The 15,609-nt window shown below is 72.4% G+C and carries 16 protein-coding genes and 1 pseudogene; 7 read left to right on the forward strand and 10 right to left on the reverse strand.

Annotated features, from left to right (window positions below):
* A partial coding sequence (locus FB563_RS40440) for a polysaccharide lyase 8 family protein (RefSeq protein WP_142219255.1) occupies positions 1-1,671 on the forward strand: 1,671 nt, incomplete at its 5' end.
* Here FB563_RS40440 and FB563_RS40445 read toward each other — a convergent pair.
* From FB563_RS40445 to FB563_RS40455, 3 genes are all read right to left on the reverse strand, one after another.
* Positions 1,658-2,509, reverse strand: a complete 852-nt coding sequence (locus FB563_RS40445; protein WP_142219256.1) for an ATP-grasp domain-containing protein — start codon at positions 2,507-2,509, stop codon at positions 1,658-1,660. The two genes, FB563_RS40440 and FB563_RS40445, sit on opposite strands and share 14 nt — an antisense overlap.
* Before the next feature lie 143 nt (positions 2,510-2,652).
* Positions 2,653-2,955, reverse strand: a complete 303-nt coding sequence (locus FB563_RS40450; RefSeq protein ID WP_167528557.1) for a hypothetical protein — start codon at positions 2,953-2,955, stop codon at positions 2,653-2,655.
* A 48-nt stretch (positions 2,956-3,003) separates the two neighbouring features.
* Complete coding sequence (locus tag FB563_RS40455) at positions 3,004-3,297, reverse strand: hypothetical protein (protein ID WP_142219258.1); 294 nt, start codon at positions 3,295-3,297, stop codon at positions 3,004-3,006.
* 174 nt (positions 3,298-3,471) lie between these two features.
* Here FB563_RS40455 and FB563_RS40460 point away from each other — a divergent pair, with 174 nt between their 5' ends.
* Positions 3,472-4,218: a TetR family transcriptional regulator gene (locus FB563_RS40460; RefSeq protein ID WP_055709436.1), complete on the forward strand. Its 747-nt coding sequence runs from the start codon at positions 3,472-3,474 to the stop codon at positions 4,216-4,218.
* A 159-nt stretch (positions 4,219-4,377) separates the two neighbouring features.
* Positions 4,378-4,797 (forward strand): Zn-ribbon domain-containing OB-fold protein, encoded by a 420-nt coding sequence (locus FB563_RS40465; RefSeq protein WP_055709437.1) that lies wholly within the window; start codon positions 4,378-4,380, stop codon positions 4,795-4,797.
* Positions 4,798-4,879: 82 nt separating this feature from the next.
* On the opposite strand, the gene FB563_RS40470 is transcribed toward FB563_RS40465, so the two are convergent.
* Together FB563_RS40470 and FB563_RS40475 are read right to left on the reverse strand one after the other, a co-directional pair.
* Positions 4,880-5,266, reverse strand: a complete 387-nt coding sequence (locus FB563_RS40470; RefSeq protein WP_055709438.1) for a PPOX class F420-dependent oxidoreductase — start codon at positions 5,264-5,266, stop codon at positions 4,880-4,882.
* A gap of 80 nt (positions 5,267-5,346) precedes the next feature.
* Complete coding sequence (locus FB563_RS40475; RefSeq protein WP_055709439.1) at positions 5,347-6,528, reverse strand: MalY/PatB family protein; 1,182 nt, start codon at positions 6,526-6,528, stop codon at positions 5,347-5,349.
* Between the two features lie 146 nt (positions 6,529-6,674).
* On the opposite strand from FB563_RS40475, the gene FB563_RS40480 reads away from it, so the two are divergent.
* Complete coding sequence (locus tag FB563_RS40480; RefSeq protein WP_055709440.1) at positions 6,675-7,505, forward strand: SAM-dependent methyltransferase; 831 nt, start codon at positions 6,675-6,677, stop codon at positions 7,503-7,505.
* Positions 7,506-8,426: 921 nt separating this feature from the next.
* The gene (locus FB563_RS40485; RefSeq protein ID WP_055709441.1) at positions 8,427-9,818 is read left to right on the forward strand and encodes a S1 family peptidase; all 1,392 of its coding nucleotides are present in this window, start codon (positions 8,427-8,429) and stop codon (positions 9,816-9,818) included.
* 91 nt (positions 9,819-9,909) lie between these two features.
* Here the strand turns inward: FB563_RS40485 and FB563_RS40490 are convergent, their stop codons facing one another.
* On the reverse strand, positions 9,910-10,104 hold the full coding sequence (locus tag FB563_RS40490) for a hypothetical protein (RefSeq protein ID WP_055709442.1): 195 nt from the start codon (positions 10,102-10,104) through the stop codon (positions 9,910-9,912).
* A gap of 99 nt (positions 10,105-10,203) precedes the next feature.
* Positions 10,204-11,352, reverse strand: a complete 1,149-nt coding sequence (locus FB563_RS40495; protein ID WP_055709443.1) for an ROK family transcriptional regulator — start codon at positions 11,350-11,352, stop codon at positions 10,204-10,206.
* Positions 11,353-11,480: 128 nt separating this feature from the next.
* On the opposite strand from FB563_RS40495, the gene FB563_RS40500 reads away from it, so the two are divergent.
* On the forward strand, positions 11,481-12,683 hold the full coding sequence (locus FB563_RS40500; RefSeq protein ID WP_055709444.1) for a Gfo/Idh/MocA family protein: 1,203 nt from the start codon (positions 11,481-11,483) through the stop codon (positions 12,681-12,683).
* Between the two features lie 43 nt (positions 12,684-12,726).
* On the opposite strand, the gene FB563_RS40505 is transcribed toward FB563_RS40500, so the two are convergent.
* Together FB563_RS40505 and FB563_RS40510 are read right to left on the reverse strand one after the other, a co-directional pair.
* The gene (locus FB563_RS40505; RefSeq protein ID WP_055709445.1) at positions 12,727-13,422 is read right to left on the reverse strand and encodes a L,D-transpeptidase family protein; all 696 of its coding nucleotides are present in this window, start codon (positions 13,420-13,422) and stop codon (positions 12,727-12,729) included.
* A 114-nt stretch (positions 13,423-13,536) separates the two neighbouring features.
* A complete protein-coding gene (locus tag FB563_RS40510; RefSeq protein WP_055709446.1) occupies positions 13,537-14,187 on the reverse strand; it encodes a maleylpyruvate isomerase family mycothiol-dependent enzyme in 651 nt (216 codons plus the stop codon).
* A 70-nt stretch (positions 14,188-14,257) separates the two neighbouring features.
* Here FB563_RS40510 and FB563_RS40515 point away from each other — a divergent pair, with 70 nt between their 5' ends.
* Positions 14,258-15,160 (forward strand): LysR family transcriptional regulator, encoded by a 903-nt coding sequence (locus FB563_RS40515; protein WP_142219259.1) that lies wholly within the window; start codon positions 14,258-14,260, stop codon positions 15,158-15,160.
* 112 nt (positions 15,161-15,272) lie between these two features.
* On the opposite strand, the pseudogene FB563_RS40520 reads toward FB563_RS40515, so the two are convergent.
* A pseudogene (locus tag FB563_RS40520) lies at positions 15,273-15,560 on the reverse strand (SDR family oxidoreductase); the annotation flags it as partial.
* Positions 15,561-15,609: the final 49 nt, after the last annotated feature.

The raw sequence follows: 15,609 nt of genomic DNA on the forward strand, positions 1-15,609 counted from the left end.
CTCCGCGACGGCCTGTACGCCGACGGTTCGTTCGTCCAGCACACCACCGTGCCGTACACCGGCTCCTACGGCTCGGTCATGCTCGGCGGACTCGGGCTGCTGTTCGCGCTGCTGGCGGGGTCCAGCTGGGAGGTGACGGACCCGAACCGGCAGATCGTGTTCGACGCGGTGGAGCACGCCTGGGCGCCGTTCCTGCACAACGGTCTGATGATGGACGGCGTCGCGGGCCGGGCGATCAGCCGCGGGCTCTCGGCGGCGGACCCCCAGCAGGTCCAGCAGGACGACCATCTGCGCGGCCATCCGATCCTCGGCTCGATCGTGCTGCTCGGGCAGGGCGCGAGCGCGGCCGAGAACGCACGCTGGCGTGCTCTGGTGAAGGGCTGGATGCAGCGCGACCACTACAGCCCGCCGCTCGCCGACCCGGTGCTGAGCCTGCCGCATCTGGCCCGGCTCAAGGGGGTGCAGGACGACGGGTCGGTGACGGCGCTGGCCGAGCCGGCCGGGCACCGGCTGTTCCCGTCCATGGCGCGGGCCACGCACCGCGGATCCGGCTGGGCGGCCTCGGTGAGCATGGCGAACAAGAGGATCACCTACTACGAGACCGGCAACGGCGAGAACCTGCGCGGCTGGCACACCGGGGCCGGGATGCTCTACTGGTGGGGGGACACCTTCGCCAACGGGCAGTACAGCGACGCCTTCTGGCCCACCGTCGACCCTTACCGGCTGCCCGGTACGACCGTCTCGCGCAAGGCGCTGGCCGACCAGGCCGGCGGGGACTGGGGCGCCTCGATGCCGGACGTGAACTGGGTGGGCGGCGCGACGGACGGACACCGGGCGGCCGTCGGGCAGTACCTCAAGGGCCTGCAGTCGACGCTCGTGGCGAAGAAGTCGTGGTTCTTCCTGGACGACACGGTCGTCTGTCTCGGCGCGGGCATCACCTGCACCGACGGCACGGCCGTGGAGACCACGGTCGAGAACCGCAACCTCGGCCCCACCGGCGGCGCCCCCTTCACCGTCGACGGCACGGTCCAGCCCGCCTCCTACCCCTGGTGGGCGACGCTCGCCGGGGCGAAGTGGGCGCACATCGGCGGGCACGGCGGCTATGTCTTCCCCGGCGGGGCGACGGTACGGGCGCTGCGCGACGCCCGCGACGGCAGCTGGAGCACGATCAACAAGGGCGGCGCGACCACCGTCCTGAACCGCAAGTACCTGACGATGTACGTCGACCACGGCACCGACCCGGCGAACGCCTCGTACGCCTACCTCCTGCTGCCGGGCGCCACCGCGGCCCGAACGCAGGCCCGGGCGGCGGACGCCCACTGGATGACCGTGCTCGACAACACGGACCACCAGCAGGGGGTGGCCGTCACCTCGCTCGGCTTCACCGGGGTGAACTTCTGGTTCGGCGGAACGGTCGGAACGCTCACCGCGAGCGATCCGTGCTCCGTGATGATCAGTGAGAACGACGACGGCACCGCCGTGATCGCGGTGAGCGATCCGATGCGCATGCGCACGAGCCTCACCCTGACCTGGCGGCGTGCCGTCGCCGCGGTGACGTCCGCGCCGGGCACGCTCGCCTCGGCCACCACCGGTGCCACGCTGACGCTGGGCTTCGGCGACCTCACGGGCACGGCCGGGGCCACCCAGCGGGTCACCGTCAGGCTGGGCTGAGCACCTCCCGCACCCCCTGCGCGAACCGGCCCAGGGACGCCGTGAACGCGGCGACGAAGGCGTCCCTGGCGTCCTCCGGGAGGGCCTGCAGGGACAGGTAGGGGTTCAGGTCCTCCAGTTCGACCAGCAGGAGGCCGCCGTCGCGGGTGCGGCAGGCGTCGACGCGCTGGATGCCGTGGCCGAGGTCGTTCCAGTCGATGAAACGCCGGGCGAACTCCAGGTCGGCGGCGGTGGCCGCATAGGGCTTCAGCTCCCAGCGGCGCGCGGGGTCGGGGGCGTGCAGGGCGTACTGGAAGTCGTCGTCGACGAAGTAGAAGGACACCTCGTGGACGAAGTCGACGCACGGCTGGATGAGGACCTGACCGGTGGCGAGTGCGGCGACCTGACCGGGGGGCACGATCCTGAGGCCGAGGGAGTCGGCGCCGAGCATCGGCTTGACGACGTACCGCTCGGCGGCCGGCAGCAGGTGCAGTTCCTCGGCGCGGCCGACCGTGGGTATGACGGGGAAGCCCGCGGCGCTCAGGTCGAGCAGATACTGCTTGCCGGCCATGTCGGCCTTGCCGGTGAGCGGGTTGTACACGCGGGCGCCGGTGGCCAGGGCACGCGCGCGGAAGTCGTCGTACGCGCGCTGGTAGCCGAGGACGGGCCCGCTGTTGCGGACCACCACGGCGTCGAAGCCGTCCATCAGCGCGGCGGCGTCCAGCGGATGGCACAGGGCGAGGTCGAAGCGGGCGCGCAGCCGGGAGGTGAGGAAGATGTCCTCGTCGCAGTAGCGGCGCCCGCGGGCCTCGTACGCCAGGTCGGTGACGTAGAGCAGGCGGGGGCGGGCGGCGGGCATACGGGGTCTCCTCGGGCGGGTGCGGCAGGGCCGGCTTCGGGTCGCCGTGCCGACGGTGGGTGCAGAAAGGTTACGTCGGGGTGCGGCCGCCCCCGTCCCCGGCCCGGATCTCCGTGCCCGTCCCCCAGCGTCGCAGTCCCGCCTCAGAGGTCCGCCGCCCGCGACTCGCCGATGTCCACGCCCTCGAGTCCCCGGCGCACCGTGCGCCGGGGTCCTGCCTCGATCGGCGTGTACGACGGTACGGCGAGCACCCGGCAGCCCGCCGCCGCGGCCGCGGTGACCCGGCGGGCAATGCGGCCACGGCGAGATACGCGGCGGGGTCGACGCCCAGGGTGCGGGCGGCGGCCGGGCAGGGGTCGGGGGCGGGCTCGGTCCGGGGCCGTCTCGCCCACGGCGATCGTGGTGCGGAAGGTGTCCGCGCCCTCGGTGGCGAGCACGTTCAGCACGGCATCCACCACGGGTCGGGAGGACTCCGAGACGAGGGCCGCCGGCATCTACAACTCGCAGAGCAGGCAAAGGAGTTCGCGTGCGCCCGACGGGGGTTTCACCTCCTGCCCGACGGCCGCTCGGAAGCGGGACTCCAGGGCCGCGGCGAGGCTCGCCGGGTCGCCGCCGGTGAGGGTGTGCGGGTGGGCCGCGGTGCGGGTGGCGGGGCGGCCGAGGGCGGCGAGGTCCTCCGCGTCGATGCCGGGGACCGTCTCGCGCGCGGTGCGCGCAGCCTCAGTGATCCGGTGTCGGTCGGGGCGCCGTCCATGTCGAACGGCACCGCGTGCGGCCGGGCCGCGCACGCCCGGCCGTCCAGGGCCCAGCGGCGGTCCAGATGCCGGCCGACCGCGGATCGGACCCATCCATTCGATCGCCCCGATGTTCGGATCTTGCTCCCACAGCACTCGGTTCCCCCATTTGGGCCCTCGAACTGCACTGAGTGTCACCAGGACCGTTCGGGTGCTACGTTCCCCTCCATGAGCTCCAGCAGCGCGGCGCCGGCCGTGAAGCCGCCGATGCGCGATGCCCTCGTCGCTGCGGCCTTCCAGCTCTTCCTGGAACGCGGGTACGAGCAGACCACCGTGGACGACATCGTGGCACTGGCCGGGGTCGGCCGGCGTTCGTTCTTCCGCTACTTCCCCTCCAAGGAGGACGTGGTCTTCCCCGACCACGAGCGCTGCCTGGCCGACATGACCGCCTTCCTCGCCGCGAGCGGCGAGGAGCACGAACCGGTGCGCCGGGTGTGCGACGCGGCCCGGCTGGTGCTGGGGATGTACGCGGAGAACCCGACGTTCTCCGTGCAGCGCTACCGCCTCACCAAGCAGGTGCCGGGCCTGCGGGCCTACGAGCTGTCGGTGGTGTGGCGCTACGAGCGCGCGCTCGCCGAGTACCTGCGCGGGCGCTTCGCGGGCCGGCCCGACGGGACGCTGCGGGCGGATGTCATCGCGGCCGCGGTGGTCGCCGCGCACAACAACGCCCTCCGCTCCTGGCTGCGCTCGGACGGCCTGGGCGATGCGGGAGCGGCGGTGGACCACGCGCTGGGACATGTGCAGCGTGTGTTCGGGCACGCGGCCGAGCCCGCCCCGGCGCCCGCCCGCTTCGGCCCGCTGCCGCCCGGCGAGCCCGCGGACGGCCCCGACGACGTGGTGGTGCTGGTCGCCCGCCGGGACGCCCCGCTGTGGCGGGTGGTGCAGGAGCTGGAGGCGGCGCTCGGCCGGGCCTGACCGCGCCGCCTCCATGAAATAAGGGTACGCAGTGCCTTTACGAGTGACACTGAGTGCCATACTCTGTCGCCGTGCACGGTGGCACGGCCGCCGCGCACGCGTGTGCCCGGTGCGCGCCGGACACGCGGGATTCCGGCCGAGCGCAGGGAGTTGACCAGCGTGTACCACTACTCAGCAAACGTCTCGCATCCGGCGGCCGGCTCCGCGGCGGGTGTTCTCGACCCCGTCCCCGCGGACTCCAGGGACGCCATCGTCTTCCAGCGCTGCACCTGGTGCGGCACGGCGATGTACCACCGGCTGCTGTGTCCGGTGTGCCAGGGCAGCGAGCTGCGCACCGAGCGCAGCGAGGGGGTCGGGACGGTCCGGCACTCCACCGTGGTGCACCGCAACACGCCCGCGGCACGCAACGTCTCGCTGATCGAGATGGCCGAGGGGTTCGTCGTACGCGGCCGGGTCATGGGCCCGCCGGTCGGCATCCACAGCGGTGACCGGGTCCGGCTGTCCACCGCCCAGGACCCGGTGCGGGGCGAGCCGGTCTTCCAGCTGCTGGACGAGCCGTACCGGGGCGCCTGGACCTGACGGCGCCGTACCGGACTTCGGGCCGAAGCGAGTTGAGGCCGGGTCACCAGGTGACGACCCCGCCGGGCAGGCATCTCGGTCCCTACTCCGTGAGGCTCACCCGGATGCCGACCGTGCCGTCCAGCCCGCGTCGCAGCCGGCTGCCGAGCAGGGTGAGGCGGCCGATGATGCCGTACTTGCGGGCGATGAGGTCCCGGTAGCGGGCGGTGGTGGCGGCGTCGGTGATCTCCGCGGTGGCCGGGACCTGGTCGCCGGTGGGGTTGCCGCGCAGGTCGCAGGGGCCGACGAGGACATCGGCGCGACGGCGGATGCGTTTGACCTTGAAGCTGTCGGCGGCCGTCCAGACGCCCAGGGTGTCACCGTCCCGGACCACCCACACCGGGGTGGCGACCGGGGTGCCGTTCTTGCGGTGGCTGGTCACCAGCAGGTACTTGCCGGAGCCGAGCCGGTCCAGCCGCGTGTCGTCCATGCACGGCAGTCTAGGAGGCCGTCCCGCTCGGCGGCCCGGCTCGGTCGCACCCTCGCGGGACCCTCGCGAGACCCGCGCGGTCACGCCAGGGCGGCGGCCATGCGCCGTACCCCCTCGGTGAGAATGCCGGGCGAGGTCGCCAGGTTCAGCCGTACGTGCCCCGCGCCCCCGGTGCCGAAGGACGGGCCCGGGCTGAGGGCGACCCGGCCGCGGTCGAGGAAGACCTGCGCGGGGTCGTCGCCGAGGCCGAGGGCGCGGCAGTCGAGCCAGGCCAGATAGGTGGCCTCGGCGGGATGCAGGCGGATCGCGGGCAGGTGCTCGGCGAGCAGACCGGCGAGCAGGGTGCGGTTGGCCTCCAGTCCGGTCAGCAGGACGTCCAGCCAGTCGGTGGCCTCGCGCAGGGCGGCGGTGTGGGCGATGACGCCGAGGTGGCTGGGTCCGTGGCCGACCTCCTCGGGCAGCCGGCCCAGGTCGGTGGCGGCCTTGGGCCCGGCGAGGGCGAGGGCGGCTTTGAGGCCGGCCAGGTTCCAGCCCTTGGACGCCGACATCAGGGACAGGCCGCGTTCGGCGCCGGGCACGCTCAGGTACGGCACGAAGGTGACGCCCGGGGCGACGAGCGGGGCGTGGATCTCGTCCGCGACGACCCGGACGCCGTACCGCTCGGCGAGATCGGCGACGGCCGCCAGTTCGGCGGCGGTGTGCACGGTGCCGGTGGGGTTGTGCGGGCTGCACAGCAGGAAGGCGGCGCGCCCGCCGGCGGCGGTCGCCTCCCGGAAGGTGTGCTCGAGGACCGCCAGGTCGATACGCAGGTCGGCGCCCAGCGGGGCCTCGGCCACCCGGCGGTCCATGTGCGTGACGAACTGGAAGAACGGCGGATACACCGGCGGGTTGACGATCACCGGATCGCCTGGCCCGGTGACCAGTTTGATCATCTCGACCACGCCGAGCATCACGTCCGGAACGATCGCCGTGCGCTCGACGGCGATCCCGTCCCAGTGCCAGCGTTCGGCGGCGAACGCGGCCAGTGCCTCGGCGTAGGCCGTGCCGGCGGGGTACCCGGTGTCGCCGAGGGCGAGCGCGTCGGTCACGGCCCGGACGACGGGTCCGGCGAGGGGCACGTCCATCTCGGCCACCCACAGCGGCAGCACGTCCTCGGGGTAGGTGCGCCACTTCATGCTCGTACGGCGGCGCAACTGCTCCGGGCCGAGGGCGTGCAGCGGGTCGGGGGCGTCGCCGGGAGGGGTGCGCGGGATGCGGCTCATGGGGCTCACGATAGGACCCCGTGCGGGGCGCGGGAACGACCGGATCACCCGGGTCGCGAGCGGAGATCAACTCGGGCGTCTAGATTGCGTCTTGAACGGTGTATCCCTCGTCCGGCAACTCATCCCGTACCCAGGAGCTGACCCACGTGACCGACAACCCGGCAGCCACCGACGAGGTGGCCGTGTCGCTGCGTGCCCGCATCAACACCAGCCAGCCGCACACCGCCCGGATCTGGAACTACTGGCTCGGCGGCAAGGACAACTACGAGGTCGACCGCGCGGCAGGCGACCAGATACGCCAACTGCACCCCGGCATCGGGGACTACGCGCGCGCCGACCGGCTGTTCCTCGGCCGCGCCGTGCGTCACCTGGTCGGCGAGGTGGGCATCCGGCAGTTCCTCGACATCGGCACCGGGCTGCCCACCGCGGACAACACGCACGAGGTCGCCCAGCGGATCGGGCCCGAGTCGCGGATCGTGTACGTCGACAACGACCCGCTGGTCCTCGCGCACGCGCGTGCGCTGCTGACCAGCACGCCCGAGGGCCGTACCGACTATCTGGACGAGGACCTGCGCAACGTCGACGCGATCCTCGGACACGCCGCGAAGACACTGGACTTCAGCCGGCCGGTGGCGCTGATGCTGCTCGGCGTGGTCATCTTCATCGGCGACGACGAGGACCCGTACGGGCTGGTGCGGCGGTTGACGGACCGGTTGCCGGCGGGCAGTCACCTGGTGCTGTCGCACACCGTCACCCATCCGGCGATGCCGGACGTGGACGAGGCGGTGAAGTTCTGGAACGAGCACGGCACCCCGAAGCTGACCCAGCGCACTCCAGAGGACGTGACCCGGTTCTTCGACGGCCTGGAGCTGCTGGAGCCCGGCGTGGTGTCCTGCTCGCGCTGGCGCCCGGATGACGACCACGCGGGCGAGCCGGAGGAGGTCGCGATGTTCGGCGGGGTGGCCCGCAAGAACTGAGCGCGGGCCGAAAGGATTCGGGAGACACCGAGCCCTTCGGAGGGGGATCCCGGCTGCGCTGAGCCGGGCGGTGGCGGATTCTGCCCACGCTGAACCGGAGGGCGGCGAATCCCGGCCGCGCTGAGCCGGACGGCGGCGGAACCTGCCCACGCTGAACCGGACGACGGCGGATCCCGACCGCATTGAGCCCAGCGGTGAGAAATCCTGCCCACGCTGAGCCGGACGGCGGCGAATCCCGCCCGCGCTGAATCCCCCGGCGGTGGCGGATCCCGGCCACGCTGAGCCCAGCGGTGAGAAATCCTGCCCGCGCTGAGCCTGACCGGGAGCCATTCCGCAACCGATCGGCGCAGGCGGGAGGGAGCCTGCAGGCGCTCACCTCAGGCGGGAGCGTGTTTCTTACGCTCAGAGCGGCCGGAACGCAACCGGCAAACGCTCACCGCGGCGGAAACCGAGCCGGCCATCGCTCGACACGGGCGGAAAAAAGCCCTCCATCGCACAGCACAGGCGGCAGGGAGCCGGCCATCCCCCCCGGCAAGCGGAAGGGAGCCGTCGAGAGCCGAGCCTGGTGGAAAGGCCACCGCGAAATCCGAGCGCGGCACAAGCGACCCCACGAAGTCCGAGCACGGTACAAAGGACCCCGCGAAATCCGAGCGCGGCACAAGCGACCCCACGAAGTCCGAGCACGGTATAAAGGACCCCGCGAAATCCGAGCGCGGTACAAGGGACCCCGCGAGAGCCGCGTGAAAAGCCGGGCGCGGCGCGATGGGCCCCGTGGAAGCCGGGTCCGGCCGCCCGGAATCCCCGCTGTCGGTGAACGCCCGGGCCGTGGCCCGCGTATGGAGGTGCGGGCCCTCGACGATCCGAGGGTCCCGCGCCGCCGGCACGGGCGGCGCGCGTCCGGTTCGGCTTCGGGAGCCCTGCATGCGGCACGCACGACGACGGATCGTCAGGCGGGTGACACGTCTGGCGGCGGTCGGCGGACTCCTCCTGGGCGGCGCGATGGTCGCCCAGGCGGCCATGGCGAGCGAGACACCTCCGGCGGCCGCCAGACCGCTCGCCGCGTCCGGCGCGTCCGGCGCCGGGGACACCGGGGCCGCGCTGGTGGCGCGGCTCGGCACGGCACGGACGGCCGGCGACTGGATCGGCGCCGACGGGCGGCCGGTCGTGGCGGTGACCGACGAGGCGGCGGCGCGCGAGGTGCGGCGCGCGGGCGCCGAGGCGAAGGTCGTGTCGCACAGCATGGACGAGCTGAAGTCGGCGACGGCGACGCTGCGTTCGGCGCCCCGCGTGCCGGGCACCGCGTGGGCGGTGGACTACCGGACCAACGGGGTCGTGGTCAGCGCGGACAGCACGGTGTCCGCGGGCGACTGGTCCCGGATGAGCCAAGTGGCGGCGAGGATAGGGAATTTCGTGCGGATGGAGCGCACGAAGGGCACGTTCACCACGCGGCTGAACGGCGCCCAGCCGATCCTGTCGACCGGCGGCCGCTGCTCGGCCGGGTTCAACGTGACCAACGGGCAGAGCGACTTCATCCTCACCGCCGGTCACTGCGGTCCCGCGGGGTCGACCTGGTTCGCCGACAACCAGGGGAACCAGCAGCTCGGCCGGACCGTGAGCAGCACTTTCCCCGGCAACGACTTCTCGCTCGTGCAGTACGCCTCCGGCAAGGCCGGTGACGGCGCCGACGTCGTCGCGATCGGCGGCGGTAACGGCGTGCGGATCACGGGGCTCGCCGACGCGGCCGTCGGGCAGCGGGTGTTCCGCAGCGGCAGCACCAGCGGACTGCACGACGGACAGGTCACCGCGCTGAACGCGACCGTCAACTACCCCGAAGGGACGGTCACCGGGCTCATCCAGACCAACGTGTGCGCCGAACCCGGAGACAGCGGCGGGCCGCTGTTCTCCGACGGGATCGCGCTCGGCGTGACCTCGGGCGGCAACGGTGACTGCACGACGGGCGGCACGACGTTCTTCCAGCCGGTGACGAAGGCGCTGACGGCGCTGAACGTCAAGCTGATCGTGTCGGCGCAGAACGCCGGTGGTGCCGCCGGCAGCGCGGCCCCCTCCCCCGCGCCGTCCGCCTCGGCGGCGCAGGGCGCGGTGGCACCGAGCGCGGCCTCGCCGGGGTCCGCGGCACCGGTGACGGGCACGCAGGGCCGGACGCTGCTGGCACGGCTGACGGACACCCGCAACATCGGTCCCGGGCTGCTGGTCATCGCGGGCAGTCTGATCGCACTGGTCGCGACCCGCTACATCAGGGCCGAACAGGATCGCAAGGCCTATCAGCGGTACTACTCGGCGACCTGGGGCTGAGGCGGGCGCCGGATCGAGGCAGGCGACGTACGAAGGGCACCCGTGCTTTCACGGGTGCCCTCAAGGTGCGGCGAGGTCCGCGCGAGGTCGGTCAGGCCGCCCGCTGCGACGGCGGGGTCGCGGCGGCCCACTCCATCACGAGGCGCTGGTACTCCGCGCGCTGCTCGGTGGTCAGTGTCCCGCCCGACCGGCGCCACAGGGCCCTGATCTCCTCGTTGACCTCCGCGGCCGATCGCGCAGAGCGCTCGGGGGCGGCTTCAACAGTGGTGGACATGCTGTGAAGCATATGCCGATCGGGGTGAAGGCGCTGTGAGTAAGTGCACTCGATAGGGACATTACGGACGTGGTGCTCATCACGTCGATGTGTCAAGCATGAGACGGGAGTTCACACCGGGCCCTCACCCAGTACGAGCACCTGGATCGCCAGCACCGCGGCGCCGCGGGCCCAGTCGTGGAAGTCGGAGACCTTCGTCTCCAGGGCGACCGGGTCGGCCTCTGGATGCCGGTGGGCACCCATGGTGGCGCGGACCGTGTTCCCGGCCACATCCATCAGACCGACGCCCTCACCGGCCAGCAGGATCTTCTGCGGCATCGCGAAGTTGGCGATCTGTGCGACGAGGGTGCCGAGGGCCCGGGCGGCCTCGCCGATCACCCGGGAGGCCATGGGCTCGCCCGCAGCGGCGCCGGCGAGGATCTCCTCGTAGGTGGTGTCCCGGCCGGTGGCGGCGCGGATCTGGTACTCGATGCTGGGAATGGTGAGCAGGGACACGGCGCTGCCACGGGCGCCGTCCGGCGTGAGCGGGCCGTTCGCGTCGATGATCCAGTGCCGGCCGAAGCCTCGCCCCTCCTCCGCGAACGGCACGCGCCTGCCCCCGAGCACCAGCCCGTAGCCGATGCCGGCGCCGATGGTGAGGACGGCGAAGCGGTCCAGGCCGCGGCCCGCACCGAACCAGGTCTCGGCCTCGACCAGGGCGGCCACGTCGTTCTCCACGACGACCGGCAGTCCGGTGCACTCCCCCACCTGCGCGGCGAGCGGTACGTCCCGCCAGCCGAGGAACGGCGACTCGGCGACCACCGCCCGCTCGCGCACCAGGCCGCCCACGCCGATGCCGATGCCCGCGGGAGCGGGACGCCCCTCGGCCAGGGCGGTGGCCATCTCCGCGAGCAGCGCGGCGACGGCTTCCGGGTCGCGGCCGGTGAGCGGCCGGTCGAGTCTTCCGGTCACCTCGCTGCGCAGGGTGGTGACGACGCCGTAGGCCATGTCCCCGGTGATCTTGAAGCCGAGGAAGCAGCGGGCGTCGGCCACGACGTCCAGCGGCTGCGAGGGACGGCCCTGACGCGCCTGGGCCGGACCGGCCGCCTCGGGGGCCTCGGCCAGCAGCCCGGACTCTAGGAGCGGCTTCGTCAGCCGGGTGAGACTGCCCTGGGAGAGCCCGAGGCGCCGGGCCAGCTCGGTGCGGGACAGCGGTCCGTGCACGAGCACCTCGATCGCCACGGAGCGCTCCGCGGCGCTCAGCGGCAGCCAGCTGGTCATGAACTCGACCCCTTCGCTTTCTTCTGCCTCAGAAGTAATTAGCCGCAGCCTACCGCCAGAAGCGCGACAGTGGACCTGCCAGAAACCCCTCTTGACGGTCTGATTCTTCGGAGGCAAAAGTAATCGGCATGACTTTCTCCCTCGGTATCGTCGGCGCCGGACAGTTCTCCGGTCAGTTCGCCACGCTCTTCCAGGCCCACCCCGGTGTGCGCGACGTCCATGTCACCGACCTGCTGCCCGAGCGGGCGGAGCGGCTCGTCGCCTCGCAGGGTCTCGCCGGCACCTTCCCGTCGTACGAGGCCATGCTGGAGTCGCGGGCGGTCGACGCGGTCGCGATCTTCACCCAGCGCTGGACGCACGGGCCGCTGGTCCTGCAGGGCCTCGGTGCGGGCAAGCACGTCTACTCCGCCGTCCCCATGGCGATCACCACGGACGAGATATCGGCGATCATCGACGCGGTCCGGACGACCGGCCTGACGTACATGATGGGTGAGACCAGCCAGTACAACCCGGCGACCGTGCACGCCCGCAACCAGATCGCCCAGGGCGCCTTCGGCCGGCTGTTCTACGCCGAGGGCGACTACGTCCACGACATGGACCTCGGCTTCTACGAGGCGTACCAGTACAGCGGCGGCGAGAACTGGAAGGCGACCGCCAGCTATCCGCCGCTGCTGTACCCGACGCACTCGGTGGGCGGGGTGCTCGGGGCCTGGCGGACGCACGCGGTGAGCGTGTCGGCGATCGGGGTGCGGGACGATCGCGGCGACGGCGTTTTCGAGCGTTCGGTCAGCCAGTTCGACAACGACGTGTCCAACGCGACCGCGTTGTTCGAGGTGGCGGGCGGCGGATCGTTTCGCACGAACGAGTTCCGGCGGGTCGGCTACCCCTCGCACATCCGCGAGTCCCGGTTCCGGTTCTTCGGTACGGAGGCCAGCATGGAGCAGCTGGCGACGGTCGCGCTGTGGCAGGACAAGAATGGGGTGAAGGACATCAGCGAGCTGCTGGAGCCCAAGCCGACCCTGGCCCCCGACGATCCGTCCCTGGCGCACATCGCGCCGGAGCTGCGGGCCGCCTTCACCTCGGGTTCGGCGCCGGTGCACGACCGGTCCCGGCTGCCGCGGGAGTTCGACGAGCTCCACAACGGCCACGAGGGCAGCCATCACTTCCTCGTGGACGATTTCGTCACCGCGGTCAACGCCCGTTCGCTGCCCACGGTGAACGCGTGGGTGGCCGCCCGCTACACCCTGCCGGGCATCATCGCGCACGAGTCGGCGCGGCAGGGCGGCGCCCGTCTGGCGATCCCCGACTTCGGGGACGCGCCGCAGGAGTGACGGCCCGGGCGGCGACGGCCGAGGCCGGCCGCCCGGGTGCTGCTCAGGTGCCCGGCTTGCGGCCGTAGACGAAGACGTCGTCGCCCTTCTTCAGCAGCGACCAGTACGCCTTGGCGTCCTTGGTCGTCATGTTGACGCAGCCGTGCGAGCCCGGAGGGTTCCACATGCTCAGGTTGACCGAGTGGAAGGCCTGTCCGCCGTCGAAGAACTGGCTGTAGGGCATCGGCACGTTGTAGACGGTCGAGACGTGGTTGATGTCCCGCCAGTAGATCTTCTTCAGGCCGGTGCGGGTGGCATAGCCCTTGCGGCCGGTGCGCACGGGGACCGGTCCGTAGACGAGCTTCTTGCCGTCCTGGATCCAGCTCAGCTGGAGCGTGAGGTTCACGCAGGCGATCCGGCCCTTGTTCACCGGGCACGCCCCGTCCTTGTCGGGGTTGTTGCCCACGGCCTTCTGCTTGATCATCAGGTCCATCACGCCCCAGGTGACGGGCCCGGCGTAGCCGATGGCGGGCGTGATGCCGTGCTTGTTCTGGAAGGCCTGGATGGCGCTGCAGTCAGCGGCGGACTGCTTGCCGTCGACCGGCCGGCCGAGGAACTTCTCCACCTGCTTCTGATACGGCCCCGTCTGTGTGGTGCAGCTCGCTGCCTGGGCCGGGGCCGCGGTCAAGGCGAGTGTGAGCGGCGCGACGAGTCCCGTGACCCCCAGTGCGACGACGCCCCGTCTGCGTATGTCCCCCATGTCGACCCCTCTTCTCCCCTGTTCGCCCAGGGTCTGCCCCGGGTGCTCCCCTGCGCGATTCCCGCGATGTCGCACTGCTAGACCTGTGCGGGGGCCCGGGGGTTGTGGTTCCGGTCAGGCTGTGACGAAACGGTGAACTTCCTCGCCGCGCAGCCGGCCGGCGGGGAGCCTGCGGCCGTACGCGACCAGCAAGAGGTCCTGGCCACGGCCGTACAGCGGCGCGCCGGAGCCGAAGGACCAGTCGAGGTCGTCCGCGCACAGCCGTACGCCGGTCAGGTCGGTGCCGAAGACGCGGAAGGCGCGCGGATCGATCGCGCCGAGCAGGATCCGCAGCCGGTCCTCCGGGATGTCGCGGTCCAGGCCGAGGGCGACGGTGACGTCCAGGCCGTGCACGACGTCGTGGCCGAGCGCCGCGGCGAGACCGCCGATCGGAGGCGTCCAGGGGTGGTGGGCGTGGGTGCGCAGGAACCCGGCGAGTACGGCGTCCGGATGGGCGGCGGCGTCGCGGCGGGCGAGCCGGTCGGTCATGCGGTGCAGGCTGCCGCGCGCCTTGACCAGCTCCAGCAGCACCCGCGTGGCCGGATGGCGGAATCCCATCGACATGTGCGCCACGACCTCCCGCACCCGCCAGCCCGCGCACAGACTGGGCGCGCCCCACTGCCCGGGCGTCAACGTCTCGAAAAGATCGGCCAGTTCTCGACGCTCGGCGGCGATGGCGGCGGCCGTGGTGGCCTGGTCGGTAGCGGTGTGTGCTGCTTTCCCCATGAGTCCAGGGTGTTGGCGGCGTTGCCGGAAGTCCAAGACATGATCCGTCTGGCATCTAGCATGATCGCTTATGGAGTTGAGGCAGCTGCGGTACTTCGTGACGGTGGTGGAGGAGGCCGGATTCACCCGGGCCGCCGAACGGCTGCACCTGGCCCAGCCCGGGCTCAGCGCGCAAATACGGCAGCTGGAGCGGGAGTTGGGGCAGCCGCTGCTGGATCGATCGGGCCGGTCGGTGCGGCCGACGGAGGTGGGTGAGGCCGTACTGCCGTATGCGCGGGCCGCGCTCGCGGCCGTCGACGGGGTGCGGCAGACGGTGCAGGAGCACACCGGGCTGCTGCGCGGCCGGGTCGCCGTCGGCCTGGTCCCGGGCACCCTCGCGCACCCCTTCGACCTGGCCGGACAGCTGGCCGACTTCCATGACGCGCACCCCCAGGTGGAGGTCACGCTCACCGAGGACACCTCGGACCGGATGCTGGCCGCGCTGCGCCGGGGCGAGCTGGACCTCGCGGTGGTCGGCGTCGCGCAGGAAGCCCCGCCGCCGGGTATCGCCCACCACGTGGTGATCGACGAGCCGCTGGTCGCGGCGGCCGCTCCCGGACACCCCCTGCTCGCCGAGTACGACGGCTGCGACGCCGTTCCGCCGACGGCTCTGCGCGGGCACCGGCTGATCGGCCTGCCGCGCGGGACCGGGATGCGTGCCGTGGTGGAACGGCTGTGCGCCGAGGCGCGGTTCCGGCCGCACATCGCGTTCGAGGCGGCGACGCCGGACGGGCTGGGCCGGCTGGCGGCTCGCGGGCTCGGGGTCGCCGTGCTGCCCGGCCTCGGCCCCCGCCCGGGCCTCGCCGTGCTCCCGCTGCAAGACCCGCGGGCGCGCGCTCGGGTGGCCCTGGCGTGGCGGTCGCAGGGGCCGCTGCCACCGGCGGCGCGGGAGCTACTGGGGCGACTGCGGAGGGGGACGGCCGGGGGCGGGTGAGCGCCGTGGGGTTCCGGCCGGTCGCCGGGTGCGGGTGCGTCGTGGTGGCTCACACGGTTCCCCGCACCCCTTCCGCCCCCTGCGGTGCCCTCGGCTTCACAGCTCCACCGCGTCAGGGATGTCGTACGGCCGTGTGAAAGCCGGTGTTGACGACCGTGAGTCCGCCGTCGACCACCAGGGCGGTGCCGGTGATCCAGGCGGCGTCCCGGGAGGCGAGGAAGGCGACCGCGGCGGCGATGTCCTCGGGCTCGCCGACCCGGCCGAGGGGGTAGACCGGGCGGATCGCGGCGAGTTCGTCGTCGCGCCCCTCCCACGCCGAGGTGCGGACCGTGCCCGGCACCACGAGGTTCACCCGCACGCCCCGGGCCGCCGCATGCCCGGCGAGAGTGCGGGTGAGCGACTGCTGTCGCCGTCCACTGTCACGGGAGAACCGGACACCTTCTGTCAGT

The organism is Streptomyces puniciscabiei, assembly GCF_006715785.1.
Lineage (GTDB): Bacteria > Actinomycetota > Actinomycetes > Streptomycetales > Streptomycetaceae > Streptomyces > Streptomyces puniciscabiei.

Bases quoted from the DNA above. Each gene is read 5' to 3' on its own strand.
- FB563_RS40445 (WP_142219256.1), bottom strand. From the start codon at position 2,509: ATGCCCGCCGCCCGCCCCCGCCTGCTCTACGTCACCGACCTGGCGTAC.
- FB563_RS40460 (WP_055709436.1), top strand. From the start codon at position 3,472: ATGAGCTCCAGCAGCGCGGCGCCGGCCGTGAAGCCGCCGATGCGCGAT.
- FB563_RS40470 (WP_055709438.1), bottom strand. From the start codon at position 5,266: ATGGACGACACGCGGCTGGACCGGCTCGGCTCCGGCAAGTACCTGCTG.
- FB563_RS40475 (WP_055709439.1), bottom strand. From the start codon at position 6,528: ATGAGCCGCATCCCGCGCACCCCTCCCGGCGACGCCCCCGACCCGCTG.
- FB563_RS40485 (WP_055709441.1), top strand. From the start codon at position 8,427: ATGCGGCACGCACGACGACGGATCGTCAGGCGGGTGACACGTCTGGCG.
- FB563_RS40490 (WP_055709442.1), bottom strand. From the start codon at position 10,104: ATGCTTCACAGCATGTCCACCACTGTTGAAGCCGCCCCCGAGCGCTCT.
- FB563_RS40495 (WP_055709443.1), bottom strand. From the start codon at position 11,352: ATGACCAGCTGGCTGCCGCTGAGCGCCGCGGAGCGCTCCGTGGCGATC.
- FB563_RS40500 (WP_055709444.1), top strand. From the start codon at position 11,481: ATGACTTTCTCCCTCGGTATCGTCGGCGCCGGACAGTTCTCCGGTCAG.
- FB563_RS40505 (WP_055709445.1), bottom strand. From the start codon at position 13,422: ATGGGGGACATACGCAGACGGGGCGTCGTCGCACTGGGGGTCACGGGA.
- FB563_RS40510 (WP_055709446.1), bottom strand. From the start codon at position 14,187: ATGGGGAAAGCAGCACACACCGCTACCGACCAGGCCACCACGGCCGCC.
- FB563_RS40515 (WP_142219259.1), top strand. From the start codon at position 14,258: ATGGAGTTGAGGCAGCTGCGGTACTTCGTGACGGTGGTGGAGGAGGCC.